General features: G+C 64.2%; 23 protein-coding genes. 17 read left to right on the top strand and 6 right to left on the bottom strand.

Features of this window, described 5'->3' with window-relative positions; genetic code table 11:
* Genes U0023_RS20480 through U0023_RS20470 form a run of 3 tightly spaced genes read right to left on the bottom strand, consistent with a single transcriptional unit; the run spans position 1 to position 4,096 of the window.
* Positions 1–630, bottom strand: a complete 630-nt coding sequence (locus tag U0023_RS20480) for an anthranilate synthase component II (RefSeq protein WP_009491162.1) — start codon at positions 628–630, stop codon at positions 1–3.
* A gap of 58 nt (positions 631–688) precedes the next feature.
* Positions 689–2,209, bottom strand: coding sequence for an anthranilate synthase component I (gene trpE, locus U0023_RS20475; protein WP_009491163.1), 1,521 nt, complete (start codon positions 2,207–2,209; stop codon positions 689–691).
* 3 nt (positions 2,210–2,212) lie between these two features.
* Positions 2,213–4,096 (bottom strand): SurA N-terminal domain-containing protein, encoded by a 1,884-nt coding sequence (locus tag U0023_RS20470; protein ID WP_245272907.1) that lies wholly within the window; start codon positions 4,094–4,096, stop codon positions 2,213–2,215.
* 147 nt (positions 4,097–4,243) lie between these two features.
* Between U0023_RS20470 and tpiA the strand changes: the two genes are divergently transcribed.
* The 5 genes from tpiA (at position 4,244) to U0023_RS20445 (ending at position 8,738) form a co-directional block, all read left to right on the top strand.
* A complete protein-coding gene (gene tpiA, locus U0023_RS20465) occupies positions 4,244–5,011 on the top strand; it encodes a triose-phosphate isomerase (protein WP_009491165.1) in 768 nt (255 codons plus the stop codon).
* Positions 5,012–5,131: 120 nt separating this feature from the next.
* A complete protein-coding gene (secG, locus tag U0023_RS20460; protein ID WP_009491166.1) occupies positions 5,132–5,542 on the top strand; it encodes a preprotein translocase subunit SecG in 411 nt (136 codons plus the stop codon).
* Between the two features lie 105 nt (positions 5,543–5,647).
* Entirely contained in the window at positions 5,648–7,276 is a 1,629-nt protein-coding gene (locus U0023_RS20455) for a CTP synthase (RefSeq protein WP_009491167.1), read from the top strand.
* A gap of 144 nt (positions 7,277–7,420) precedes the next feature.
* Positions 7,421–8,284 (top strand): VOC family protein, encoded by an 864-nt coding sequence (locus tag U0023_RS20450; RefSeq protein WP_009491168.1) that lies wholly within the window; start codon positions 7,421–7,423, stop codon positions 8,282–8,284.
* Between the two features lie 49 nt (positions 8,285–8,333).
* On the top strand, positions 8,334–8,738 hold the full coding sequence (locus U0023_RS20445) for a DUF350 domain-containing protein (protein ID WP_195904177.1): 405 nt from the start codon (positions 8,334–8,336) through the stop codon (positions 8,736–8,738).
* 9 nt (positions 8,739–8,747) lie between these two features.
* Here the strand turns inward: U0023_RS20445 and U0023_RS20440 are convergent, their stop codons facing one another.
* The gene (locus tag U0023_RS20440) at positions 8,748–9,017 is read right to left on the bottom strand and encodes a transcriptional regulator (RefSeq protein WP_009491170.1); all 270 of its coding nucleotides are present in this window, start codon (positions 9,015–9,017) and stop codon (positions 8,748–8,750) included.
* 262 nt (positions 9,018–9,279) lie between these two features.
* On the opposite strand from U0023_RS20440, the gene kdsA reads away from it, so the two are divergent.
* The gene (gene kdsA / locus U0023_RS20435) at positions 9,280–10,128 is read left to right on the top strand and encodes a 3-deoxy-8-phosphooctulonate synthase (RefSeq protein WP_009491171.1); all 849 of its coding nucleotides are present in this window, start codon (positions 9,280–9,282) and stop codon (positions 10,126–10,128) included.
* Between the two features lie 261 nt (positions 10,129–10,389).
* Here kdsA and U0023_RS20430 read toward each other — a convergent pair whose 3' ends face one another.
* The gene (locus U0023_RS20430; RefSeq protein WP_040638270.1) at positions 10,390–10,674 is read right to left on the bottom strand and encodes a hypothetical protein; all 285 of its coding nucleotides are present in this window, start codon (positions 10,672–10,674) and stop codon (positions 10,390–10,392) included.
* Positions 10,675–11,143: 469 nt separating this feature from the next.
* On the opposite strand from U0023_RS20430, the gene U0023_RS20425 reads away from it, so the two are divergent.
* The gene (locus tag U0023_RS20425) at positions 11,144–12,313 is read left to right on the top strand and encodes an MFS transporter (RefSeq protein ID WP_009491173.1); all 1,170 of its coding nucleotides are present in this window, start codon (positions 11,144–11,146) and stop codon (positions 12,311–12,313) included.
* On the opposite strand, the gene queF is transcribed toward U0023_RS20425, so the two are convergent.
* Positions 12,298–12,747, bottom strand: a complete 450-nt coding sequence (queF, locus tag U0023_RS20420; RefSeq protein WP_009491174.1) for a preQ(1) synthase — start codon at positions 12,745–12,747, stop codon at positions 12,298–12,300. The genes U0023_RS20425 and queF overlap by 16 nt on opposite strands.
* 145 nt (positions 12,748–12,892) lie before the next feature.
* Between queF and eno the strand changes: the two genes are divergently transcribed.
* From eno to U0023_RS20370, 10 genes are all read left to right on the top strand, one after another.
* Positions 12,893–14,176, top strand: coding sequence for a phosphopyruvate hydratase (gene eno / locus U0023_RS20415; RefSeq protein ID WP_009491175.1), 1,284 nt, complete (start codon positions 12,893–12,895; stop codon positions 14,174–14,176).
* A gap of 225 nt (positions 14,177–14,401) precedes the next feature.
* Positions 14,402–14,716 (top strand): FtsB family cell division protein, encoded by a 315-nt coding sequence (locus tag U0023_RS20410; protein WP_009491176.1) that lies wholly within the window; start codon positions 14,402–14,404, stop codon positions 14,714–14,716.
* Positions 14,717–14,888: 172 nt separating this feature from the next.
* A complete protein-coding gene (pdhA, locus tag U0023_RS20405; RefSeq protein ID WP_009491177.1) occupies positions 14,889–15,950 on the top strand; it encodes a pyruvate dehydrogenase (acetyl-transferring) E1 component subunit alpha in 1,062 nt (353 codons plus the stop codon).
* Positions 15,951–16,010: 60 nt separating this feature from the next.
* Positions 16,011–17,462: a pyruvate dehydrogenase complex E1 component subunit beta gene (locus tag U0023_RS20400; protein ID WP_009491178.1), complete on the top strand. Its 1,452-nt coding sequence runs from the start codon at positions 16,011–16,013 to the stop codon at positions 17,460–17,462.
* Positions 17,463–17,466: 4 nt separating this feature from the next.
* On the top strand, positions 17,467–17,763 hold the full coding sequence (locus U0023_RS20395; RefSeq protein WP_009491179.1) for a DUF5076 domain-containing protein: 297 nt from the start codon (positions 17,467–17,469) through the stop codon (positions 17,761–17,763).
* Positions 17,764–17,792: 29 nt separating this feature from the next.
* Complete coding sequence (locus U0023_RS20390) at positions 17,793–19,232, top strand: pyruvate dehydrogenase complex dihydrolipoamide acetyltransferase (protein ID WP_009491180.1); 1,440 nt, start codon at positions 17,793–17,795, stop codon at positions 19,230–19,232.
* Positions 19,233–19,343: 111 nt separating this feature from the next.
* On the top strand, positions 19,344–20,783 hold the full coding sequence (gene lpdA / locus U0023_RS20385; protein WP_009491181.1) for a dihydrolipoyl dehydrogenase: 1,440 nt from the start codon (positions 19,344–19,346) through the stop codon (positions 20,781–20,783).
* Positions 20,784–21,050: 267 nt separating this feature from the next.
* Entirely contained in the window at positions 21,051–21,203 is a 153-nt protein-coding gene (locus U0023_RS20380; protein ID WP_009491182.1) for a hypothetical protein, read from the top strand.
* 117 nt (positions 21,204–21,320) lie between these two features.
* On the top strand, positions 21,321–22,007 hold the full coding sequence (locus U0023_RS20375) for a GGDEF domain-containing protein (protein ID WP_052600491.1): 687 nt from the start codon (positions 21,321–21,323) through the stop codon (positions 22,005–22,007).
* A 195-nt stretch (positions 22,008–22,202) separates the two neighbouring features.
* Positions 22,203–23,537 (top strand): dicarboxylate/amino acid:cation symporter, encoded by a 1,335-nt coding sequence (locus U0023_RS20370; protein ID WP_009491184.1) that lies wholly within the window; start codon positions 22,203–22,205, stop codon positions 23,535–23,537.
* The last annotated feature ends 9 nt before the right edge of the window (positions 23,538–23,546 follow it).

Below are 23,546 nucleotides of genomic sequence, written 5' to 3'. Positions count from 1 at the left end.
TCAATGTCCTGCTGGAGCGGCTGCGCCGCCGGCGGCGCGGTGCTGGGCATTCCAATCCGCCGCGAGTTCGAAGAAATTGCGCATGATCGTTACCCCGTGCTCCGACAGGATGCTTTCGGGATGGAACTGCACACCGTGGATCGGCAGGGAGCGGTGCGACAGCCCCATGACGAGGCCGTCCGCCGTCTCGGCCGTCACCTGCAGGTCAGCCGGGCAGCTCTCCCGGTCCACAATCAGCGAGTGGTAGCGGGTCGCCTTGAACGGGCCGTTGATGCCGCGGAACACCGCCTGGCCGGTGTGCTCCACCTCGGACACCTTGCCGTGCATGGGGAGCGGCGCCCGTGAAACGGTCCCGCCGAAGACCTGTCCGATGGTCTGGAGGCCGAGGCATACGCCGAAGGTCGGGATTTCGGGCGAGGCGCGCCTGACGAGATCGAGGCAGATCCCGGCCTCGTTCGGCGTGCAGGGGCCGGGGGACAGCACGATGGCATCCGGCCGGGAAGCGAGAACCTCATCGGGCGTGATGGCGTCGTTGCGCACCACCTCGACGGAGGTCGCGAGCGGGCCGAGCAGATGCACCAGATTCCAGGTGAAGCTGTCGTAATTGTCGATGACGAGAACGCGGGTCATAGCGGGCAGACGTTCGCGTAAGCGAAGCTCCCGGTCAAGGGAAGCATCGTCACCCGGCTCATTGTCCGATCCTCGCCTGGCTCGCGAAGCGCACCGCCTCCTCGGCGGCACGGAACAGGGCCTTCGACTTGTTGATGCATTCCTGCTGCTCGGAGGCCGGGTCGGAATCGTACACGATTCCGGCGCCGGCCTGAACGGCCATGCGTCCATCCTTCACGAGGGCCGTGCGCAGCACGATGCAGGTATCCATCTCGCCATTTGCGCCGAAGTAACCGATGCAGCCCGCGTACGGGCCCCGCTTGTCCTTCTCCAGCTCGTCGATGATCTGCATGGCGCGCACCTTCGGCGCCCCCGAGACCGTGCCGGCCGGGAAACCCGCCACCAGCGCGTCGAGGGAATCGAAGGACGGGTCGAGCCGACCTTCGACGTTCGACACGATGTGCATCACCTGGCTGTAATATTCGAGGAAGAAGGAATCGGTGACTTCCACGGATCCCATCTCGGCCACGCGCCCCACATCGTTGCGGCCGAGATCGAGGAGCATGAGGTGCTCGGCCCGTTCCTTATGGTCCGCCAGAAGGCTTTCCGCATGGGCCCGGTCCTCGGCGGCTGTCGCGCCGCGCGGCCGCGTACCGGCGATGGGACGGATCGTGACCTTGCCGTCGCGGACCCGAACCAGGATTTCCGGCGAGGAACAGACGATCTGGAAATCCTCGAAATCCAGGTAGCACAGGAACGGCGCCGGATTGACCCGGCGCAGAGAGCGGTAGAGCGCGAAGGCGGGCAGGGGAAAAGCCGACTCGAACCGCTGCGACAGCACCACCTGGAAGATGTCGCCGGCGCGGATGTAGTCCTTGGCCCTGGCGACCATGGCCTCGAATTCCTGCGGCGTCGTGTTCGAAACCGGCGGCTCGAAGCGGATCTGGGTCGGGTCGCTGCGGTCGTCGATGGGAAGCGGGCGCTCGAGGGCCGCCGTGACGTCGTCCAGGCGCGCGAGCGCCGTTTCGTAAGCCGCCTTGGCCGAGGTCCCTGCCTGTGGGCGCACCGGGGTGATGAGTGAAATCTCGTCCTTCACGGCATCGAACACCACCATCACGGTGGGCCGGATGAGGATCGCGTCCGGGACTTTCAGCACGTCCGGATTCGGCTCGGGCAAACGCTCCATGAGCCGAACCATGTCGTAGCCCAGATAGCCGAAAAGGCCTGCCGCCATGGGGGGCAGATCGTCCGACAGGGGCAGGGCGCTTTCCTTGATCAGAGCACGCAGGCTCTCCAGGGGCGGCGCCTCCTCCACGGTGAATTCCTGGAGGCGGTTTTGCGCCTGACGGTCCATGGCGGCGATGCCGTCCTGGCAGCGCCAGACGAGGTCCGGATCGAGCCCGATCATGGAAAAGCGGCCGCGAGTCGCGCCGCCTTCGACGGATTCGAGCAGGAAGGCAGACCCTTTGCGGCCATGCCGCAGTTTCAGGAAAGCCGCCACGGGAGTGAGCAGATCGCCCACGAGCGTGGCGCGCAGGACGCCGGCCTCCCCAGCCTCATAGGCCGCTGAGAACGTCTCGAAATCGGGCGTGATCGTCATGGGTTACGATTCGCCGCCCGTTGCCCGGCGCAGCGCCTGCTGGTTGATGGTGACGCCGAGATCCTGGCGCACCTGGGCGATGTACTGGTTGAGCAGGTCGTCGCTGAAGCCGGTGCGGAGCTGATTTTCGGTGTTCTGCGCGGCCTGCGTGGTTGTGACGAGCGGCGGCACCGTGGCGGAGGTGACGCTGAACACAACGCGGGCATCCGTGCCGTTCGCGGCGTGGCCCGTCTTGCTGACCGGAACGGCGAAGATCCGGTTCACCGCCTCGGCCGTGAGGGCGTCCTTCGCCGTGTTGCGGGTAAGGTCGGTCGCGCTCTGCGCGGGCGCCCCTGCAGATTGTGCGACGGCATCGATGCTCTCGCCCTTTTCCAACCGCGCTGTGAGTTCGTTCGCCTTTTCCGACAGACGCTGCGCCACCTGGTCCTCTCGCCACTGGGTCGCGACCTGATCGCGGACCTCGTCGAGATTCTTCTCGCGGGACGCTTCGATGCCGGTCACGTCGTACCAGACATAGCCGGCTGAAGTGCGCAGGGGTTCGTTGTCCACCCCGATGTCGGACGCGAAGGCGGCCTTCACCACGGCGTCCTTCTCGGGGAGGTTGACCGGGTTGCCTGCCTTGTCCAGCCCGTTGGCGTCGACAGCCGGGATCTGGACCAGGGTCAGGCCCTTTTCCTTGGCGATGTCCGCGAGAGGCTTGGCGCCGGCGCGCAAGTCCTCGATCTCGTCGTGAATTCGCTCGATCTGGTCCTTGGCGCGTTCCTGGGCCACTTCCTGGCGAAGTTCGCCGGCGACCTCCTCGAAGGGACGGACGGCCTCGGGCTGGATCTGCGTCACCCGCACGAGCACGGGGCCGAAACGGCCCGTGATCGGTGCGCTGACGGCATTCTGCTCAAGGGCAAAGGCCGCATCCGCCACGGTCTGGTCGAGCATCTCGGCCTTGGTGAAGGTGCCGAGCTCCAGATCCTGCGGGGAGACGTTGCGCTCGGCCGCGATGGCGTCGAACGTCGTGCCCTCCTTGATCTTGCCGGCCGCAGCCTCGGCCTCCGCCTGCGACGGGAAGGTGATCTGCTGGATCGTGCGGCGCTCCGGCGTGCCGTACTTCGCCTTCTGCTGCTCATAGACCTGGCGGGCGTCGGCTTCGGACACGGAATCGGGCTTGGCGAGAGCGGCAGCGTCGAGCGCGAGGGCCGAAACGGCCCGATATTCAGGCGCCCGGAAGGCGCTCCTGCGCTCGTTGAAGAACGTTTGGAGCTGTTCGGCGGTCGGCGCCGGAACGTCTCCTGCCATGGCTGGTGTCAGGAGCAGGTAGGAGGCCGCACGGCGCTCGGTTCCGTAGCGGTGGAATGCCTCCTTGGCGGCCACCGGCACGTTGACGTCGCCGGCGATGGCCTCTGCCAGGTGGAGGCGAACCATGGCGGAGCGTTGCTCCTGCACGAACCCAGCTTCGGAGAGACCGGCATTGCGCAGGGCCTGGTCGAAGAGGGCGCGGTTGAACTGACCGTCGCCGCCCTTGAAAGCCGGATTGTTCATGATCGAGCCAGCGACGAGCTGGTCGGAGACGGAGAGGCCCATCTTCTTGGCCTGCTCGGCCATCACGGCTTCGGTCACGAGATTGGAAATCACCTGCTGGTCGATGCCGAAGGCACGGGCCTGCTCGGGGCTGATGACCGTACGGAACTGCCGACCGAGCCGCTGAAGCTCGTTGGTGTAGGCAGTACGGACCTGATCGACCGTGATTTTGGTGCTACCGACCTCTGCCACCGTGGAGGCAGGGGTCACCCGGAAGATGTCGCCGATGCCCCAGATGGCGAAGCTGACGATCAGGGCGCCGAAAAAGATGGTGGCGATGGCTTTGCCGACCACGGTCTGCCCAGCCTTGCGCATGTTCCGAAGCATCGTGAACCCGTTTTCCAAAAACTCGTTAAACCTGCCGATAACCGATCAGGGGCTCTACGAAAAGGGCAAGTCTGGTTGAAAGAAGGCTCAAGCCTCTGTACTGCCGAATTATCGAGCGTGACAGGAGTGCCTTAAATGAGCGTCGATAGGCCGCGCCCGCTGGTAGCGGGAAACTGGAAGATGAATGGGCTGAAGAGTTCGGCCAAGGTTCTGACCGAAATCCATGCCGGTTACACGCCTGGTCTGAAGGCCAAGGTCGAGCTGGCGGTCTGCCCTCCAGCGACGCTTCTCTCGCTCTTCGCTTATGCATCGGTCGGCTCCCGCGTCGCCATCGGAGGCCAGGACTGCCACGCCAAGGAATCGGGGGCCTTCACGGGCAACCTCTCGGCCGAAATGCTGGCCGATGCCGGCGCGACCTACGTAATCGTCGGCCATTCCGAACGCCGCGAATACCACAAGGAGAGGGACATTGACGTCTGCGCCAAGGCGGTGGCTGCCCACCGGGCGGGCCTGACGGCTATCGTATGCGTCGGAGAGACCCGAGAAGAACGCGAAGCCGGCAAGACGCTCGCGGTCGTCCGCAAGCAGCTGCGGGGCTCTATCCCGGTCGATTCGAACAGTCACAACCTGGTGGTCGCCTATGAGCCGGTCTGGGCCATCGGCACCGGGCTGACGCCGACCGTCGCGGACGTGGCGGAGGTGCATGCGCTCATCCGTGACGAACTGCGCCGCCTCGTCGGCAAGTCGGAAGCGCCCAAGGTCCGGATCCTCTACGGCGGCTCCGTCAAACCTTCGAATGCAGCCGAGCTCATGGCGGTGGACAACGTCAACGGCGCTCTGGTCGGCGGAGCCAGTCTCGTGGCGGCCGATTTCCTCGCTATCGCAGGCGCCTATCTCGGCTAACTGAGAAAAGGCGGCTTGCGGGTCTTTGATCCTGCGCCCACCTATGCTACAGGCCGCCGCAACGAACGGATTGCGAGCGGCTGACGCCCTGTGCGCAGCCGCTTGAGGTTTTTGAAAACGATGCAAACAGTTCTCATCATTGTCCATCTGGTCATCGTGCTCGCCCTGATCGGCGTGGTTCTCCTGCAGCGCTCCGAAGGCGGCGGCATGGGACTCGGCGGCGGTGGGGGCGGAGGCGGCGTGTCCGGCTTCATGACCGGTCGCGGGCAGGCCAATGCGCTCACCCGTGCGACGGCGATCCTGGCGGGCCTCTTCTTCGTCACCAGCATCGCGCTGACCGTCATGGCGACCACGACCCGGGCTCCGCGCTCGATTCTCGATGGCGCCGCGCCGGCGGCTCCCGCTCCGGGCCAGCAGGCTCCGGCGGCTCCGCAGGGTGGCAGCGTGCTCGAGCAGCTGCAACGCCTCCAAGGGGACCAGCCGGCGGCTCCGGCCCCCGCAACGCCGGCGCCCACAGCGCCTCAGCAGTAAGTGAAAACCAGGGCCGGTCCTCCGGCCCTCTCTTTTTGTGGATGGGTTTCGGGGCACGCAGTTCGCGATTGCGAATCGGCGCCCGATCTTTATGGATAGGGGTCCATGACGCGGTACGTATTCATCACCGGCGGCGTGGTGTCTTCGCTCGGCAAGGGTCTGGCTTCGGCGGCCCTGGGAGCGCTTCTCCAAGCACGCGGCTACAAGGTTCGGCTTCGCAAGCTCGACCCATATCTCAACGTCGATCCGGGGACGATGAGTCCCTACCAGCACGGCGAGGTCTTCGTGACCGACGACGGCGCTGAAACCGATCTGGATCTCGGGCATTACGAGCGCTTCACCGGCGTGCCAGCCACCAAGGCTGACAACATCACCACCGGGCGCATCTATCTCGACATTATCACCAAAGAGCGGCGCGGCGATTATCTCGGCGCCACGATCCAGGTGATCCCGCACGTCACCAACGCCATCAAGGACTTCGTGCTCACGGGCAACGAGGGCTTCGATTTCGTGCTGGTCGAGATCGGCGGCACGGTCGGCGACATCGAGGGCTTGCCGTTCTTCGAGGCTATCCGCCAGCTCGGCAACGATCTGGACCGGGGGCAGGCGATCTACGTCCATCTGACGCTGCTGCCGTTCATCCCGTCCGCCGGCGAGCTCAAGACCAAGCCGACCCAGCATTCGGTGGCGGAGCTACGCTCCATCGGCATCCAGCCCGACATCCTTCTCTGCCGCACCGATCGCGAGATCCCGAAGGACGAGCGGCGCAAGCTCGCCCTGTTCTGCAATGTGCGCGAGACGGCGGTGATCGAGGCGCGCGACGCACGCTCGATCTACGACGTACCGCTGGCCTATCACGAGGCCGGGCTCGACAGCGAAGTCCTGGCGGCCTTCGGGCTCGACAACGCCAAGACGCCGGATCTCTCCCGCTGGACGACCATTTCGGGCCGTGTCCACAACCCGGAGGGCGAGGTCACCATCGCCGTCGTCGGCAAGTATACCGGCCTCAAGGACGCTTATAAGTCCCTGATCGAGGCCCTTCACCACGGCGGCATCGCCAACCAGGTGAAGGTGAACCTGGAATGGATCGAGAGCGAGATCTTCGAACACGAGGATCCGGCGCCGTTCCTCGAAGGGATCCACGGTATCATGGTTCCCGGCGGCTTCGGCCAGCGTGGCGCCGAGGGCAAGATCCGTGCGGCCCGCTTCGCCCGCGAGCGCAAAGTGCCGTATTTCGGCATCTGCTTCGGCATGCAGATGGCGGTCATCGAGGCTGCCCGCTCGCTTGCCGGCATCAAGGATGCCAGCTCCACGGAGTTCGGTCCGACCTCCGAGCCGGTCGTCGGCCTGATGACCGAGTGGCTGCGCGGCAATGAGCTGGAGAAGCGCGCCTCCGGTGGCGATCTCGGCGGCACCATGCGGCTCGGGGCCTATCACGCCTCGCTCGAGCCCGGCAGCAAGGTGGCCGACATCTACGGCGGCACGGAGATTTCCGAACGGCACCGGCACCGTTACGAGGTCAACATGACCTACCGCGACAAGCTGGAGCAGAAGGGCCTGCGCTTCTCGGGCGTCTCGCCGGACGGCGTTCTGCCGGAGATTGTGGAATACGAAGACCATCCCTGGTTCATCGGCGTCCAGTACCACCCGGAGCTGAAGTCGCGCCCGTTCGAGCCGCATCCGCTCTTCAAGAGCTTCATCCACGCGGCCGTGGAGCAGAGCCGGCTGGTCTAAGCGTTTCCGTTGCTATGAAATCACCGGCCGTGCGCCGGTGATTTCATTTTGGGCTCGAGCGTTCCTCAGGTCATCGGAAGCATCTATCCTGGCCAAATCCGGATTCGTGCCTAAGTCTATGCTCTCGTTACAGGAAAGAGCCCGATGACCCGCCGGATCGACCATCTCGTCATTGCCGTTCGCGACCTCGATCGAGCCGGAGATTTCTATCGGCGGCTCGGATTCCAGGTCGGGGCCCGCAACCGCCATCCCTGGGGGACGGAGAATCGGATCGTCCAGTTTCCCGGCTCCTTCATCGAGCTGATCTCGGTGGGCGAGGGGGCAGCAATCGCGCCGCATCGGGCGAGCGCCTTCAGCTTCGGCGCCTTCCTCGAGGATTATCTGAGGGACCGCGAGGGCCTCGCCATGCTGGTCCTCGACAGCCCGAATGCCGAGGCGGACGCGGCTCTGTTCTCGCAGAAGGGCATCGGATCGTTCGAGCCGTTCCATTTCGAGCGCAGCGGAAAACGGCCTGATGGCAGCGAAACGAAAGTCGCTTTCACGCTGGCTTTCGCATCGGACAAGGATGCCCCGAAGGCCGGTTTCTTCGTGTGCCAGCAGCACTTTCCGGAAAACTTCTGGAACCCGCAATTCCAACGTCACGACAACAGGGCGACCCGGATTGCTTCGGTCACCCTGGCCGCGCCCGCCCCGGAGCGGCTTCGCGCGTTCCTGGCCGCTTTCACGGGCGTCGAGCCGGCCAGTCCGGACGGCGACGACCTGTCCTTCCGGTTGAGCGAGAGCCACATCGACGTGCTCACGCCCGACGACGCGGCCGAGAACTACGGTTCGGTCGAGGCCGAGCTCGACCAGCCGTCCTTCGTGGCCTTCGCGATCCGCGTCGAGGACATTCACGCTCATGCGAAGTGGCTGGATGCGGCCGAGATTCCCTATCAGCATATCGGCAGCAGGCTCATCGTGCCAGCCAGCGCGGCCTTCGGCGTCGCAATCGCGTTCGAGCCAACGTAATATTAACCATGATCCCCTAGACGATGGAAAAACATCGTGTGGGGGACTAATCGTGGCTTCATCTCTGGCGGGCTTGGCCGACTTCCTGATTTTCTTCGTACTCGCGGTCGCCCTCGTGGGCCTCTATCTGGCGGTGTATACGCTCGCGACCATGCACAACGAGTTCGCGCTGATCCGTGAGAACGTGATCTCGGCGGCGACCGCCCTCGGTTTCAGCCTCGTGGGCTTCGCCCTTCCGCTGGCGAGCGCCATCGTCCACGCTCAGACCATCGTCGATTGCCTGGTGTGGGGATTGGTGGCCCTGGCCGTGCAGATTCTCGTCTACTGGCTGGTCCGCATCGCCATGCCAAACCTGTCCCAGCGCATCGCCGGGGGCGAAATGGCAGCAGCGCTGTTCCTCGGCGCCGCGTCCCTCGCCGCCGGAATCATCAATGCGGCGGCGATGACGTTCTGAAAAACGACTTCAAATGCTCGCTTCGACCATGCGGGCGAATTGAACGGCCTCCGCACGCAGGGCAGGCGGCACCAGCATCGGGTTCTTGTGCCGCACGGCATAGAGCATGGCGATCCGCTCGATAGCCCTGAGATAGAGATCAGGGATCTCGCTCTCGCCCCATTCGAAGGCCTGGTAGTCGCGCAGATTCAGATCGATCTCATGGGCCATTTTGCTCTGAGTGAAGCCGAGCGCCGTCCTGAGAGCCACGAGTTCGTGCACCTTGTTGTGTTCGGACATAGGAGCGCCCCCCAAGCGCTGCGATATGGTTGAACGATCCGGTTCAGGATTGTTTTTAAGGTAAATTTTCTCAATCTTTCCATGCGCATAGGAGCATGTTTTAGAGTTCACCTAAAGTAAATCGACCTTTGGTCGGAAGGAAACGACCTTTCCGGCTTTTGGTTAAGGAAGGCCCGTCGTCGCTTATCGCCGCCCATCATGAGAAGAGGTGCTATGCACATGGCCGCTTTGCATGGTGTCGCAGACAGGATAGAGACGGCCCATGACCGATACCAAACCGCACCCCGCCATCGTCGAGGCCGGCAATGTCCGCTTCGGCAACCATCTGCCGCTCAGCATCATTGCCGGGCCCTGTGCCATGGAAAGCCGCGAGCATGCGCTCGAGATGGCGGCCGCGCTCAAGGAGATCACGGGAAAGCTGGGCCTGGGCCTCGTCTACAAGTCGTCCTTTGACAAGGCGAACCGTACATCAATCACGAGTGCCCGGGGCATAGGGCTGGACAAGGCGCTCGCCATCTTCGCCGAGGTGAAGGAGACCTACGGACTGCCGGTGATCACCGACGTGCACGAGAACGACCAATGCGCTCCGGTGGGCGAGGTGGTCGACATCCTGCAGATTCCCGCCTTCCTCTGCCGCCAGACGGATCTGCTGGTCGCTGCGGCGAAGACGGGCCGGGTCGTCAACGTGAAGAAGGGGCAGTTCCTGGCTCCGTGGGACATGGCCAATGTGGCGGCCAAGGTGACGGGGGCGGGCAACCCGAACGTGATGCTCACCGAGCGTGGCGCCTCCTTCGGCTACAACACGCTCGTTTCCGACATGCGCTCCCTGCCGATCATGGCCGAGACGGGCGCCCCGGTGATCTTCGACGCCACCCATTCCGTGCAGCAGCCCGGTGGCAAGGGCACGACCTCCGGCGGCCAGCGGGAATACGTGCCGGTGCTCGCGCGCGCCGCCGTCGCGGTCGGTGTCGCGGGCGTCTTCATCGAGACACACCAGGACCCGGACAAGGCACCGTCGGATGGACCCAACATGGTGCCGTTGAAGGAATTGGAAGGGCTGCTCGCGCAGCTCAAGGCGTTCGATGCCCTGGTGAAGGGCAGATCGACCTGAGTCGGCGTTCGGCGGCAGAAGCCACCGCAACAGTGGGACAGGACTCGCAGGTCGGGTCAAGTGCCGGCCGGATGCAGGCCTTCCGACCGCACGGGAGCTGATTCCGCTCACGTGAAGTCATCTCTCTCCTTTGCTGAGCCACATTTTTTGACGGTGAGCCGGATCCACTTCACCGAAAAATGCTCTAGCCTCAAGCGCAGGGAGGCAGCCGCGAAGGGCTGGTGCGGGAGCAAAGGCCGAATTCTTCGAGCAGCAGGCTTTTCAAGCCGCCCTGTTCTTGAGTGCGCCGATCAGGATGGTCAAAATTGCACCGCCGGCGCCGCCACTGACGAGGTTGGCGATGACTCCCCCGACGCTGAAATTGCCGCTCGCGAAAGATGCAGTGATGGCCGGCATGGCAAGTGATAGGATTTGTCCGAGCACTCCGCCGCCGACCGCACCGGCAATCAAATTTCCAGCTGTGCCGAGGTCGAAATTCGGAGAGGCTTTACCGGCTGCCCCGCCTCCCGCTGCGCCCGCAATCAGATTGATGAGGATCTGTTCCATGCGCACCTCCCGCTGACCGACCACTGCCGGTCGAGTGACGGCTCCGGCCCTGGAGAAAGCCATAGTTGGCCCTCAGGGTGTAATTCCCCTTTTCAAGCTTTTGCCTAAACTGCGCTCATCGAACAAGGTTAGCAAGCCGTATGGGGCGAGGCGATGTAGTTCATGTCGAGGTACCTTGAACTCTCCGCCCGGATTCGAAGTAACGGAAGCAACGTGAGAATGGGGCTTTTGCTGTCGAGGACCATTTCGAATGATTTATACGTTTGAGACTTCATCCTCGGGCAATGGCAAGTCGTTTGAGGTGGAGAGGCGGGACCTCTTTTCGCTAACGCGCCTCTTCGGATGCAAACGATCGGGCCACACATTCATGACTTTTCGGGAGGGCAGGTCTGCGTCCCTACCGCTCGCTCGATCGCGGAGCCATGATAAGGAGTGAATACCGCCTCGCGGCCTCAATCGTTAGAGCTCCATGTCCTCCCGCAACCTGATCCTTATTCTCGCCACCAGCGGCTTTGCGAGCACCTTCTCCGGCCGTGCGGTCGAGCCGATGGTCGGGATCATAGCCCGGGACCTGGGCTCCGAACCGCAAACCATCGCTCTCCTGTCGGCTGCCTTCGCCCTGCCTTATGCCTTCATCCAGCCGGTACTGGGGCCCATCGGCGATGCGCTCGGCAAGGAGCGCGTCATGAAAGTGGCGCTGTCGATCCTTTTCCTGGCTTTGGCCTGTTCCTTTTTCGCTCCGAATGCGGCGACGCTGTTCACTCTCCGCATCATTGCGGGCGCCGCTGCGGGTGGTGCGGTGCCGCTTTCCATTGCGCTGATCGGCGACAGGGTCGAGATGGAACGGCGGCAGATCGCCCTGAGCCGCTACCTGGTGGCCGTCATCATCGGACAGCTTGCAGGCTCATCCCTTGCGGGGCTCCTCGCAGAGTGGATCGGCTGGCGCGGCGTGTTTGGCCTTTCCACCATCATGATGGCGCTGGCGCTCGCCGCGACCGTCATCGGTTTTCGGGGCGCGCTGCCGGGCGGACGGTTCGATCCGCGCGCAGCCATCCTGCGCTACAAGATTATCCTGTCCAATCCGCGCGCGCTGTTCCTCTTCGGCTCGGTCTTCGTCGAGGCTATCGCCCTGTTCGGAATCTTTCCTTATGTGGCGCCGCTGCTCGAGGAGAGGGGCGGGGGCGGAGCGGCCCAGGCGGGCTTCGCCATCGGCGGTTTTGCCCTCGGCGGCCTGGTTTATTCCGCTCTCGTGGCCTGGATGCTGCGACGGCTCGGCATCGGCAAGATCCTTCTGGGCGGAGGGCTCTTCGCCGGATCGGCGCTCCTCGTGCTTGGAACCGGCGGCGACTGGAAGCTCGATGCGGCTGCCCTGCTGCTCATGGGGCTGGGCTTCTACATGCTCCACAACACCTTCCAGGCTCAGGTGACGGAGGTGGCACCCGGCGCCCGCGCCTCGGCGGTCGCGCTTCATGCCTTCTCGTTCTTCTGCGGACAAGCGCTCGGCGTCGTCCTGATGGGCTTCGGCCTGCGTACAATCGGCCTGACCGGGGCGACGGGAATCGCCGCCCTGATCATCGTCTGCGTCGGCGTGACGGCTTCGCTCGTCCTGACGAAGACGGCCGGTCAGCGGGCGCGATAAGGCGCCACGCCCTGGTCGGGCAGCCACAGGTTCTTCGGCAGCTCGCCGGTCTGCCAGAAGACGTCGATCGGGATGCCGCCGCGCGGGTACCAGTAGCCGCCGATCCGCAGGTAGCGGGGCTCCAGCAGGTCCGCGAGGCGCTTGCCGATGGCGACCGTGCAATCCTCATGGAAGGCGCCGTGATTGCGGAAGCTGTGCATGTAGAGCTTGAGCGACTTGGATTCGACGAGCCAGGGCCCGGGAACGTAATCGATCACCAGAATCGCGAAGTCCGGCTGGCCCGTGACCGGGCAAAGCGAGGTGAATTCCGGCACGGTGAAACGTGCGAGGTAATCGGTGTCGGAATGGGGATTGGGCACCCGGTCGAGCTGCGCTTCCTCGGGCGATTGGGGCAGGGCGGATGCATGGCCGAGCTGGAGGGTGGTTTCCGTCATCTGGATTTGACCTTGGATTGATAAAGGGAAAGCTCTTGCCGTCCTTGCTCACATGGGCATTTCGGTCAATAAGCCAATTCATGACGAGAGGCCGCACCCGTCGGCGAGACGGACACGGCGGCATTCAGCCAGCAGGAGCCTGCTCATGACCGCGATTATCGACGTTTTCGCCCGCCAGATCCTCGACAGCCGGGGGAATCCCACGGTCGAGGTGGATGTGACCCTCGAAGACGGCTCCATGGGCCGCGCCGCCGTGCCCTCCGGGGCCTCCACGGGCGCACACGAGGCGGTCGAGCTGCGTGACGGCGACAAGTCGGTCTATCTCGGCAAGGGCGTGCTCAAGGCCGTCGACGCGGTCAACAACGAGATCCTGGACGCCATCGGCGGCATGGATGCGGAAGAGCAGGTCGCCATCGACGAGACCATGATCGAACTCGACGGTACGCCGAACAAGGCACGCCTCGGCGCGAACGCCATTCTCGGCGTCTCGCTCGCCGTCGCCAAGGCGGCCGCCGAGGCCTCGACCCTGCCCCTCTACCGCTATGTGGGCGGCACCCAGGCCCGGGTCCTGCCGGTGCCGATGATGAACATCATCAACGGCGGTGCTCATGCGGACAACCCGATCGATTTCCAGGAATTCATGGTCATGCCGGTCGGCGCGCCGACCCTGGCCGAAGCCGTGCGCATGGGCGCCGAGGTGTTCCACACCCTCAAGAAGGCTTTGAAGGATGCCGGCCACAACACCAATGTGGGCGACGAGGGCGGCTTCGCCCCGAACCTGCCGTCCGCCGAGGCAGCCCTCGACTTCATCATGAAGTCCATCGAGCAGGCCGGCTACAAACCCGGTCAGGACATGGTGATCGGCCTCGATTGCGCGGCCACCGAGTTCTTCAAGAACGGCACTTACGTCTATGAGGGCACGGGCGAGAAGCTGAATCCGCAGCAGCAGGCGGAGTATCTCGCCAAGCTCGTCGCAGCCTATCCCATCGCGACCATCGAGGACGGCATGTCCGAGGACGACTGGGAGGGCTGGAAGGCCGTGACCGACCTCATCGGCTCGAAGTGCCAGCTCGTGGGCGACGATCTCTTCGTCACCAACGTGAACCGCCTCTCGCAGGGCATCAAAAAGGGCGTCGCCAACTCGCTTCTCGTGAAAGTGAACCAGATCGGCTCGCTCACCGAGACCCTGGCCGCCGTCGACATGGCCCACCGCGCCGGCTACACGGCCGTCATGTCCCACCGCTCGGGCGAGACGGAAGATTCCACCATCGCAGACCTCGCGGTGGCGACGAACTGCGGACAGATCAAGACCGGCTCCCTTGCCCGCTCCGACAGACTGGCCAAGTACAACCAGCTCATCCGCATCGAGGAAGAGCTTGGTTCGCAGGCCGTGTATGCGGGCCGGGCGGCGCTGAAGGCGCTGGCTTGAATTCCGCCGACAGCAACGCAGTGAGAAAGCCGCCGCGAGGCGGCTTTTTCTTTGCCTTCTCGCACGTCATGGCTGGGACGGTCCGGGCGATCTCGATTGCTCGAAGCGCGGTGCCTTCCGGCTCGGGACCACCGGCACCGGGTAGGTGAGGACGCAGGCGTGAAACAGGGCCTTGTGTTCAATCTCTAACCCCTCCTTAACCATGCTGGCGTAAGACTCTGCCCCATGGTGATCCGCAGACGATTGAGACGATTCCTCATCCCCCTGGTGCTCTACGGCATCTCGGCGGGCGTGGCGGCCTATTTCGTGCACCACGCCCATAGCGGTGCGCGGGGTATCGAGGCTCAGCAGAAATATGAGGCGCAGGTCGCCGAACTTTCCTCGGAACTCGATAGTTTAAAGACGCAGCGCTCCGAGTGGGAGCGCCGTATCGCGCTGCTTCGGAGCGACCAGATCGACCGTGATCTGCTCGAAGAGCGCGCTCGCGTAATGTTAGGACGTGTGCACAAGAACGACCTCGTGATCATCACGGGGCCATAATTAACAATAACTTAAAAGTTCTGCTTAACTGAATTCGAGTTGATCGAAAATAAATCTGTAAAATCAGTAAGTTGCCCTTTTCATTGTGCAGCGCAAAACACCTTTTGGGCCTCTCGATTTCCGATTCCGTCTGCGCTACAACTTTCGTCGAGGAAACCCTTCGGAGGACCCGATGGCTGTTGCTGCCCGCAAGGCGGGCCGTGCCGGTGCTGGCGCGGCTAACAAGACTACTTCCGGTAAAGGCTCCAATCGCGGAGCTGCCCCCAACATCCCACAATTCGACAAGAACCAGGACCTTTCGTCCTACAACGACATGCTGCTGATCCGGCGCTTCGAGGAGAAGTCCGGTCAGATGTACGGCATGGGCCTGATCGGCGGTTTCTGTCACCTCTACATCGGCCAGGAGGCCGTGGTCGTCGGCATGCAGATGGCGACGAAAGAGGGCGACCAGGTGATCACGGGTTACCGCGATCACGGTCACATGCTGGCCTGCGGCATGGACGCCAAGGGCGTCATGGCCGAGTTGACGGGACGCCGCGGCGGCCTGTCGAAAGGCAAGGGCGGCTCCATGCACATGTTCTCCAAGGAGAAGCATTTCTATGGCGGCCACGGCATCGTCGGCGCCCAGGTGTCCCTCGGCACCGGAATCGCCTTCGCGAACCATTACCGCGAGAACGGCAATGTCTGCCTGACCTATTTCGGCGACGGCGCGGCCAACCAGGGCCAGGTCTACGAGAGCTTCAACATGGCGGCGCTCTGGAAGCTTCCGGTCGTCTACGTGATCGAGAACAACCGTTACGCCATGGGCACGGCCGTGACCCGCGCGTCGGCGCAGGTCGATTTCTCGAAGCGCGGACTGTCCTTCGGCATTCCCGGCGAGCAGGTCGACGGCATGGATGTCCGTGCGGTCTACGCCGCCGGCCAGCGCGCGATCGAACATGCCCGTTCCGGCAAGGGGCCGTACATCCTCGAGATGCAGACCTACCGCTATCGCGGCCACTCCATGTCCGATCCGGCGAAGTACCGCACGAAGGACGAAGTGACCCGCATGCGCGAGGAGTACGATCCGATCGAGCAGGTGCGCCGTCGTCTGCTGGAGAGCTGGAAGCTGTCGGAAGACGAGCTGAAGGCCATCGACAGCAAGGTGCGCGAGATCGTCAACGAGGCGGCCGAATTCGCCACGCACGATCCGGAGCCCGACCCGTCCGAGCTCTACACGGACATCCTTCTCTAAGCGGCGTGCGCAAGCGCCGCTCCCCATTTTCGCCTTAGCGACAATCAAAACGAGTCTTTCATGGCGATCGATATTCTCATGCCTGCCCTCTCGCCCACCATGGAGCAGGGCAAACTGGCCAAGTGGCTGAAAAAAGAAGGCGATCAGGTCAAGCCCGGCGACGTGCTGGCCGAGATCGAGACCGACAAGGCGACCATGGAGGTCGAGGCGATCGACGAAGGCGTCCTCGCCAAGATCCTGGTCTCCGACGGCACGGACAACGTGGCGGTCAACACGCCGATCGCGATCCTCGCCGGACAGGGTGAGGACGTATCGGCCGCCACTTCCTCCGCCAAGGCGCCAGCCGCCTCGGCCCCGGAGGCGCAGCCTGCTCCCACCCCCGACATGCAGCGGGAAGGCATGGCCGACCGGCCGTCGCCGGATTCGATCCCGGGCACGGACGTGACGCCGGTGGCGCAGCCCGCCGCTCCGTCGGTCATCACCAGCCGCACTTCCTACGATGCGATGGCGGAAATTCCGGAGGGAACGGAGCTGGTCAACATGACCGTCCGTGAGGCCCTTCGCGACGCCATGGCCGAGGAGATGCGCAAGGACGACAAGGTCTTCGTGATGGGCGAAGAGGTGGCCGAATACCAGGGCGCCTACAAGGTCACGCAAGGATTGTTGCAGGAATTCGGCGCCAAGCGCGTGATCGACACACCGATCACCGAGCACGGCTTTGCCGGCGTCGGCGTCGGCGCGGCCTTCACGGGCCTGCGCCCCGTCGTCGAGTTCATGACCTTCAACTTCGCCATGCAGGCGATCGACCAGATCATCAACTCGGCCGCCAAGACCCTCTACATGTCCGGTGGCCAGCTCGGCGCGCCCATCGTGTTCCGCGGTCCCAACGGCGCCGCCGCCCGCGTGGCCGCCCAGCACAGTCAGGACTTTGCGGCCTGGTACTCGCAGATCCCGGGCCTCAAGGTCGTGGCGCCCTATACGGCTTCCGACGCCAAGGGCCTGCTCAAGAGCGCGATCCGCGATCCGAACCCGGTGGTGTTCCTGGAGAACGAGATTCTCTACGGGCAGTCCTTCCCGGTGCCGAAGCTCGACGACTTCACCGTGCCGATCGGCAAGGCGCGCATCCATCGCGAGGGCAAGGACGTGACCATCGTGTCTTTCGCCATCGGAATGACCTACGCGCTCAAGGCGGCCGAGGAGCTGGCGAAGGAGGGCATCGAGGCTGAGGTCATCGACCTGCGCACGATCCGTCCCATGGACACCGACACCATCGTCGCCTCCGTCATGAAGACAGGCCGCTGCGTCACGGTGGAGGAAGGCTATCCGCAATCGGGCGTCGGCGCCGAGATCGCCATGCGCATCATGGAGAACGCGTTCGACTACCTCGACGCTCCCGTAGTCCGCATCACCGGCAAGGACGTGCCCATGCCTTACGCGGCCAACCTCGAGAAGCTCGCGCTTCCCTCCGTGGCCGAAGTGGTGCAGGCGGCGAAGGCCGTTTGCTACAGGTGACATCATGACCGAACGGAAATTCGAAGCCCTCAACGTTCCGCCTGACGCCCTCGAAAAGGGGGGCGTCGAGATCCTGAGGGCTTCGGTGGTCGACGGGGCGGTGAGCATCGCGCTGCGCCGCGCCTTCGATGATCCGTTCACCTGGGGCGTGCTCCTGGTGGACCTCGCCCGTCACGCCGCGCGTGTCTATGCCATGGAAACGGAGTTCTCCGAGGAGGAGGCTCTCGCCGAGATCACCGCCGGCATCCAGGCCGAGCTGGACGATCCGAGCGATCCCGGCTCGACGCAGGCCATCAACTGAACCTTTCAAGATCAGGATCCAACAACGCCATGCCCATCAATATCCTGATGCCCGCCCTGTCTCCCACCATGGAAAAGGGCAACCTTGCCAAGTGGTTGAAGAAGGAAGGCGACACGGTGAAGTCCGGCGATGTCATCGCCGAGATCGAGACCGACAAGGCAACAATGGAAGTGGAAGCGGTCGACGAGGGAATCCTCGCCAAGATCGTCGTTCCGGAAGGCACGGCGGACGTGCCGGTCAACGAGCTCATTGCGCTGATCGCCGGCGAAGGCGAGGATCCGAAGAGCATCACGGCTCCGGCCGCCGGTGGTGCTTCTCCGGCACCCGCGCCGAAGGCGGAAGCCGCACCGGCCCCTGCCTCTGCTGCTCCTGCCACGGCGTCCCAGCCGCAGGCCAATACCGTTCCGGGCGACGCCTCGGCCCACATGAGCTACGCGCGAGTCGATCAGGCGCCCGCTGGGCCCGCGCAGGCCTCCAAGCCCAACGGGGCAGGGCAGGCGACCGGCGGAAACCGCGTCTTCGCTTCTCCGCTCGCCAAGCGCATCGCCCGCGAGGCCGGCATCGACATCGGATCGCTCCAGGGCTCCGGCCCGCATGGTCGCATCGTCGAAAAGGACGTGCGCAGCGCTCTCCAGGGCGGTGGTGCCAAGCCTGCTGCCGCTCCCGCCGCAGCCGCGACTGCTCCGGCGCCCGCCGCGAAGCCCGCAGCGCCTCAGCTCGCGCCGAGCATGGGCGCCGACCAGGTCAAGGCCATGTTCGAGGCCGGCACCTACGAGGAGGTCCCCCTCGACGGCATGCGCAAGACGATTGCCAAGCGCCTCGTCGAATCGAAGCAGACGGTCCCGCACTTCTACCTGTCGCTCGATTGCGAGCTCGATGCGCTCATGGCGCTGCGCGAGCAGATCAACAATGCGGCCGGTAAGGACAAGGACGGCAAGCCCGCCTACAAGCTCTCGGTGAACGACTTCGTCATCAAGGCGCTCGCCATCGCGCTCCAGCGCGTACCGGCCGCCAATTCGATCTGGGCCGAGGACCGCATCCTGAGGATGAAGCATTCGGACGTGGGCGTCGCCGTCGCCATCGAGGGCGGCCTGTTCACGCCGGTCGTGCGCAAGGCCGAGCAGAAGACCCTCACCGCCATCTCGGCCGAGGTGAAGGACATGGCGGGCCGCGCCCGCAACCGCCGCCTGAAGCCGGAGGAATACACCGGCGGATCGACCGCCGTGTCGAACCTCGGCATGTACGGCATCAAGGACTTCCAGGCCGTCATCAACCCGCCCCACGGCACGATCCTGGCGGTCGGCGCGGGCGAGCAGCGGGTCGTGGTGAAGAGCGGCGCCCCGGCCGTCGTGCAGGCTATGACCGTGACGCTCTCCTGCGACCACCGCGTGGTCGATGGAGCGCTCGGAGCGGAACTCCTGGCAGCGTTCAAGCAGCTCATCGAGAACCCGATGGGAATGCTGGTTTAAACACGCGATGTCGTGGCCGGCCTCGCGCCGGCCACCCACACCTTCTCAACGGTCCGGCACGCCATGAGGCGGATGCCCGGGCCAAGCCCGGGCATGACGGGGGACAGTTCCATGGCAAACCAATACGACATCATCGTCATCGGCGGCGGGCCGGGCGGATATGTGGCGGCGATCCGCGCCGCGCAGCTCGGGTTCAAGACCGCGGTCGTGGAGCGCGAGCATCTGGGCGGCATCTGCCTCAACTGGGGCTGCATCCCGACCAAGGCGCTCCTGCGCTCGGCCGAGATCTACCACTACATGGAGCACGCCAAGGATTACGGCCTGTCGGCTCAGGGCATCGGCTTCGACGCGGCGGCGATCGTCAACCGCTCGCGCGGCGTCTCCGGGCGCCTCAATGGCGGCGTCGGCATGCTGCTCAAGAAGAACAAGGTCGACGTGATCTGGGGCGAGGCCACGATCTCCAAGCCCGGCGAGGTCGTCGTCACGGCGCCGAAGAAACCCGCCATGCAGCCGCAGAACCCGGTGCCGAAGGGCGTGCTGGAGCCGGGCACCTACGCAGCGAAGAACATCATCGTCGCCACCGGCGCGCGGCCGCGTGCGCTGCCCGGCATCGAGCCGGACGGCAAGCTGATCTGGACCTATTTCGAGGCCATGGTGCCGCCCGCCATGCCGAAATCCCTCATCGTCATGGGCTCGGGCGCCATCGGCATCGAGTTCGCCTCCTTCTACCGCACCATGGGCGTGGAGGTGACGGTGGTCGAGGTGATGCCGCAGATCCTGCCCGTCGAGGATGCCGAGATCGCGGCGCTGGCCCGCAAGCGCTTCGAGAAGCAGGGCATGAAGATCCTGTCAGGCGCCAAGGTCACGAAGGTGGAGAAGGGCGCAAATTCCATCACGGCCACCATCGACGACGGCAAGGGCGGCACGCAGACGATCACCGCTGACCGGATGATCTCCGCGGTCGGCGTTGTCGGCAACATCGAGAATCTCGGCCTCGAGAAGCTCGGGGTGAAGATCGAGCGCGGCGTCGTCGTAACGGACGGCCTCGGTCGCACCAACGTTCCGGGCATCTATGCCATCGGCGATGTGGCGGGCCCGCCCATGCTGGCGCACAAGGCGGAGCACGAGGGCGTGATCTGCGTCGAGACCATCAAGGGCCTGCACACGCATGCCATGGACAAGGCGAAGATCCCGGGCTGCACCTATTGCAATCCGCAGATCGCGTCCGTGGGCCTCACGGAAGCCAAGGCCAAGGAGCAGGGCTACGACATTCGCGTCGGCCGCTTCCCCTTCATCGGCAACGGCAAGGCGATTGCTCTCGGCGAGCCGGACGGCCTCGTGAAGACGATCTTCGACAAGAAGACCGGTCAGCTGCTCGGCGCCCACATGGTCGGCGCGGAAGTGACCGAGCTGATCCAGGGCTTCGTGATCGCCATGAACCTGGAGACCACCGAAGAGGAGCTGATCCACGCGGTCTTCCCGCATCCGACGCTCTCCGAGACCATGCACGAGAGCGTGCTGGACGCCTATGACCGCGTGATCCACATCTGAGCGGGCGTCTCGCACACCGCTCAGCTGAGCTTTGATGATTGATCTGTCAGCGGCCAGCCAACTCGGATCACGAGGGGCCGGCCGTTTCGTTGGCCCGCAGGGGAGATCGGGAGCCCACGGTCTTCACGCTACAGCGTCGTTCGACGCGGAAAGCGGGGCCACCTTTCCGCACGATGCTCTAAGCGGCGGTCCTTCGTGGAATGCCGGGCATTTGCGGTTCGATGCCCCTCTAGGTAGAGTGTCTGCCCGCTCGTCCTGAAATGTTCCATGAGCCGTTTCGCTTCCCAGCTCGATGATGAGACCCTCCGGTGCCTGGTGGAAGCCCTCGACGAGAGCGGCCAGGCGGTCTCGATCTATGATGCGGACGACAACCTTCGATATGCGAACAAGACCTACCAGAGCATGTTCCTGGAGGGGTAGGAGGGCCCGTTCACGTTTACGGAGATCCTCCGCCATGGCGCCAGGAACGGGGTAGGGGTCAGAATCGACGACGATGTCGAGGCCCTGATCGCCAGGACCCTGCCCCGGCGCCGGAGTGTGCCGCGGAAATCCTTCGAGACCGATTTCCTGGACGGGCGATGGTTCTGGATGGACCATACGGTCCTGCCGAACGGCTGGGTGCTCACCGTCGGGGCCGACATCACGGCCCTCAAGCACAATGAGAAGACCCTGCGCCAGGCGCACAACGCCGCCGTCCTGGCTTCCCAGACCGACCTCCTGACGGGCCTGCCGAACCGGCGCCATATCCTGACATTGCTTGAGGAGGCCATGGCCGCACGCGCGGCATCCGGCTCAAGCCTGTGCGTGACCATGATCGACATCGACAGGTTCAAGTCCATCAACGACACTCATGGTCACGATGCGGGTGACGAGGTTCTCCGGCATTTCGCATCCGTTTTTCAGGCTACCCTCGGGAGCCAGGGCTCCATCGGTCGCGTGGGCGGAGAAGAGTTCCTGATCTTCCTGCCGAACACGGGCGTCCTCGATGCAGCCCGCCTCATCGAGCAAGTCAGGCAGGCCTGCGCCAGGGGAGAGTTCTGGAAAGGAGAGGGCGCCCGGCCGTATTCCTTCAGTGCAGGCCTCGTCGAGGTCCGCTCTGAGGACGATCGGGATTCCATTCTCAGTCGAGCCGACCGCGCCTTGTACGCCGCTAAGCGCGAAGGCCGTAACCGCACCAAGCTCGGATTGCAGGCGGACGACTCCGCGAATCCGATCAGCCAGTAGCGGCACCCGTTCACGCCATCGACTTCGATACGCCACTTTCCGACAGAGCTGCTCGAAGGGAAGGGCGTATCGCAACTTCGCGTGAACCCAAGGTGAGTTCCGGGAATTAACTGCTAGGATCTGCTCGGAGGATCTGGCTGTGCCGTCTCGGAACGATGACGGCCGCCCACGCCATCTTTGGGTCAGGAGGCAGCGATGACAAGCGTTGCAGTGAGGGATCGGCTCGAAGTCGCGCGGCCCCGCAAGAAGCCCTGGTACAAGGTCCTCTACATCCAGGTGCTGATCGCCATCTTCTTCGGCATCCTCGTGGGGTGGCTTCTCCCGGACCTGGCCAAGAACGACTGGGTCAAGGCCCTCGGCGATGGCTTCATCAAGCTCATCAGGATGGTCATCGCGCCGATCATCTTCTGCACGGTGGTCTCCGGCATCGCCCATATCCAGGATGCGAAGAAGGTGGGGCGCGTCGGCATCAAGGCTCTGGTCTATTTCGAGATCGTCTCGACCTTCGCGCTCATCATCGGACTTCTGGTCGGCAATATCGTGAAACCCGGCGCCGGTTTTTCGGGAACTCCCGACCCTGCGGCGGTCGCCGGCTACGCGAAACAGGCTGCCGAGCAGAAGCCGGTCGACTTCATCCTGCACATCATCCCCGACAGTGTCGTCGGAGCCTTCGCGCAGGGCGACATTCTCCAGGTGCTCCTGTTCGCCATCCTTTTCGGATTTGCGCTGCTCGTTCTGGGAGATCGCGGCGCAACGGTGCGGAGTTTCATCGACGACGTGGCGCATGCGATGTTCGGCGTAATCGCCATCATCATGAAGGCCGCGCCGATCGGCGCCTTCGGCGCCATGGCCTACACCATCGGCCGCTACGGTCCGTCGGCACTGGGCAATCTCTTCGGCCTGATCGCGACCTTCTATGCCACGGCGGCCTTGTTCATCTTCGGCGTGCTCGGCGTGATCGCCCGGATCGCCGGGTTCAGCATCTTCAAGTTCATCGGCTACATCAAGGACGAGCTCCTGATCGTGCTCGGCACGAGTTCGTCGGAGAGTGCGCTGCCGCAGCTCATGGAGAAGCTCGAAAGGCTCGGATGCTCGAAATCCGTCGTCGGCCTCGTGGTTCCGACCGGCTATTCCTTCAACCTCGACGGCACCAACATCTACATGACCCTCGCGACCCTGTTCATCGCGCAGGCGCTCGGCTACGACCTCACCCTCAGTCAGCAGCTGACCATCCTGCTCGTGGCGCTGCTCACCTCGAAAGGCGCGAGCGGGGTCACCGGGGCAGGCTTCATCACGCTTGCGGCTACGTTGGCCGTGGTCAATCCCGCCCTCGTACCGGGCATGGCCGTCATCCTCGGAATCGACAAGTTCATGAGCGAGGTGCGCGCCCTCACCAACATCACGGGCAACGGCGTCGCGGCGGTGGTCGTGTCGTGGTGGGAGGGCGAGCTCGATCGGGATAAACTGAACGCGGGTCTCAATCGAGAGGTCGATACATCCGACGTCAAAACGGCCGTGGCAACGGATTGAGCTGCGTCG

The organism is Microvirga lotononidis (assembly GCF_034627025.1).
Taxonomy (GTDB): Bacteria; Pseudomonadota; Alphaproteobacteria; order Rhizobiales; family Beijerinckiaceae; genus Microvirga; species Microvirga lotononidis.
Note: the sequence above shows the minus strand (reverse complement) of the source record. Positions and strands in the feature narration are given on the sequence as shown.

Coding starts and splice junctions, on each gene's coding strand:
- secG (WP_009491166.1), top strand. CDS start 5,132: ATGCAAACAGTTCTCATCATTGTCCATCTGGTCATCGTGCTCGCCCTG.
- U0023_RS20410 (WP_009491176.1), top strand. CDS start 14,402: ATGGTGATCCGCAGACGATTGAGACGATTCCTCATCCCCCTGGTGCTC.
- U0023_RS20380 (WP_009491182.1), top strand. CDS start 21,051: ATGAGCCGTTTCGCTTCCCAGCTCGATGATGAGACCCTCCGGTGCCTG.
- U0023_RS20430 (WP_040638270.1), bottom strand. CDS start 10,674: ATGGAACAGATCCTCATCAATCTGATTGCGGGCGCAGCGGGAGGCGGG.
- U0023_RS20470 (WP_245272907.1), bottom strand. CDS start 4,096: ATGCGCAAGGCTGGGCAGACCGTGGTCGGCAAAGCCATCGCCACCATC.
- U0023_RS20455 (WP_009491167.1), top strand. CDS start 5,648: ATGACGCGGTACGTATTCATCACCGGCGGCGTGGTGTCTTCGCTCGGC.
- U0023_RS20390 (WP_009491180.1), top strand. CDS start 17,793: ATGCCCATCAATATCCTGATGCCCGCCCTGTCTCCCACCATGGAAAAG.
- tpiA (WP_009491165.1), top strand. CDS start 4,244: ATGAGCGTCGATAGGCCGCGCCCGCTGGTAGCGGGAAACTGGAAGATG.
- U0023_RS20450 (WP_009491168.1), top strand. CDS start 7,421: ATGACCCGCCGGATCGACCATCTCGTCATTGCCGTTCGCGACCTCGAT.
- pdhA (WP_009491177.1), top strand. CDS start 14,889: ATGGCTGTTGCTGCCCGCAAGGCGGGCCGTGCCGGTGCTGGCGCGGCT.
- U0023_RS20440 (WP_009491170.1), bottom strand. CDS start 9,017: ATGTCCGAACACAACAAGGTGCACGAACTCGTGGCTCTCAGGACGGCG.
- U0023_RS20370 (WP_009491184.1), top strand. CDS start 22,203: ATGACAAGCGTTGCAGTGAGGGATCGGCTCGAAGTCGCGCGGCCCCGC.
- eno (WP_009491175.1), top strand. CDS start 12,893: ATGACCGCGATTATCGACGTTTTCGCCCGCCAGATCCTCGACAGCCGG.
- U0023_RS20400 (WP_009491178.1), top strand. CDS start 16,011: ATGGCGATCGATATTCTCATGCCTGCCCTCTCGCCCACCATGGAGCAG.
- U0023_RS20425 (WP_009491173.1), top strand. CDS start 11,144: ATGTCCTCCCGCAACCTGATCCTTATTCTCGCCACCAGCGGCTTTGCG.
- queF (WP_009491174.1), bottom strand. CDS start 12,747: ATGACGGAAACCACCCTCCAGCTCGGCCATGCATCCGCCCTGCCCCAA.
- U0023_RS20395 (WP_009491179.1), top strand. CDS start 17,467: ATGACCGAACGGAAATTCGAAGCCCTCAACGTTCCGCCTGACGCCCTC.
- trpE (WP_009491163.1), bottom strand. CDS start 2,209: ATGACGATCACGCCCGATTTCGAGACGTTCTCAGCGGCCTATGAGGCT.
- U0023_RS20480 (WP_009491162.1), bottom strand. CDS start 630: ATGACCCGCGTTCTCGTCATCGACAATTACGACAGCTTCACCTGGAAT.
- lpdA (WP_009491181.1), top strand. CDS start 19,344: ATGGCAAACCAATACGACATCATCGTCATCGGCGGCGGGCCGGGCGGA.
- kdsA (WP_009491171.1), top strand. CDS start 9,280: ATGACCGATACCAAACCGCACCCCGCCATCGTCGAGGCCGGCAATGTC.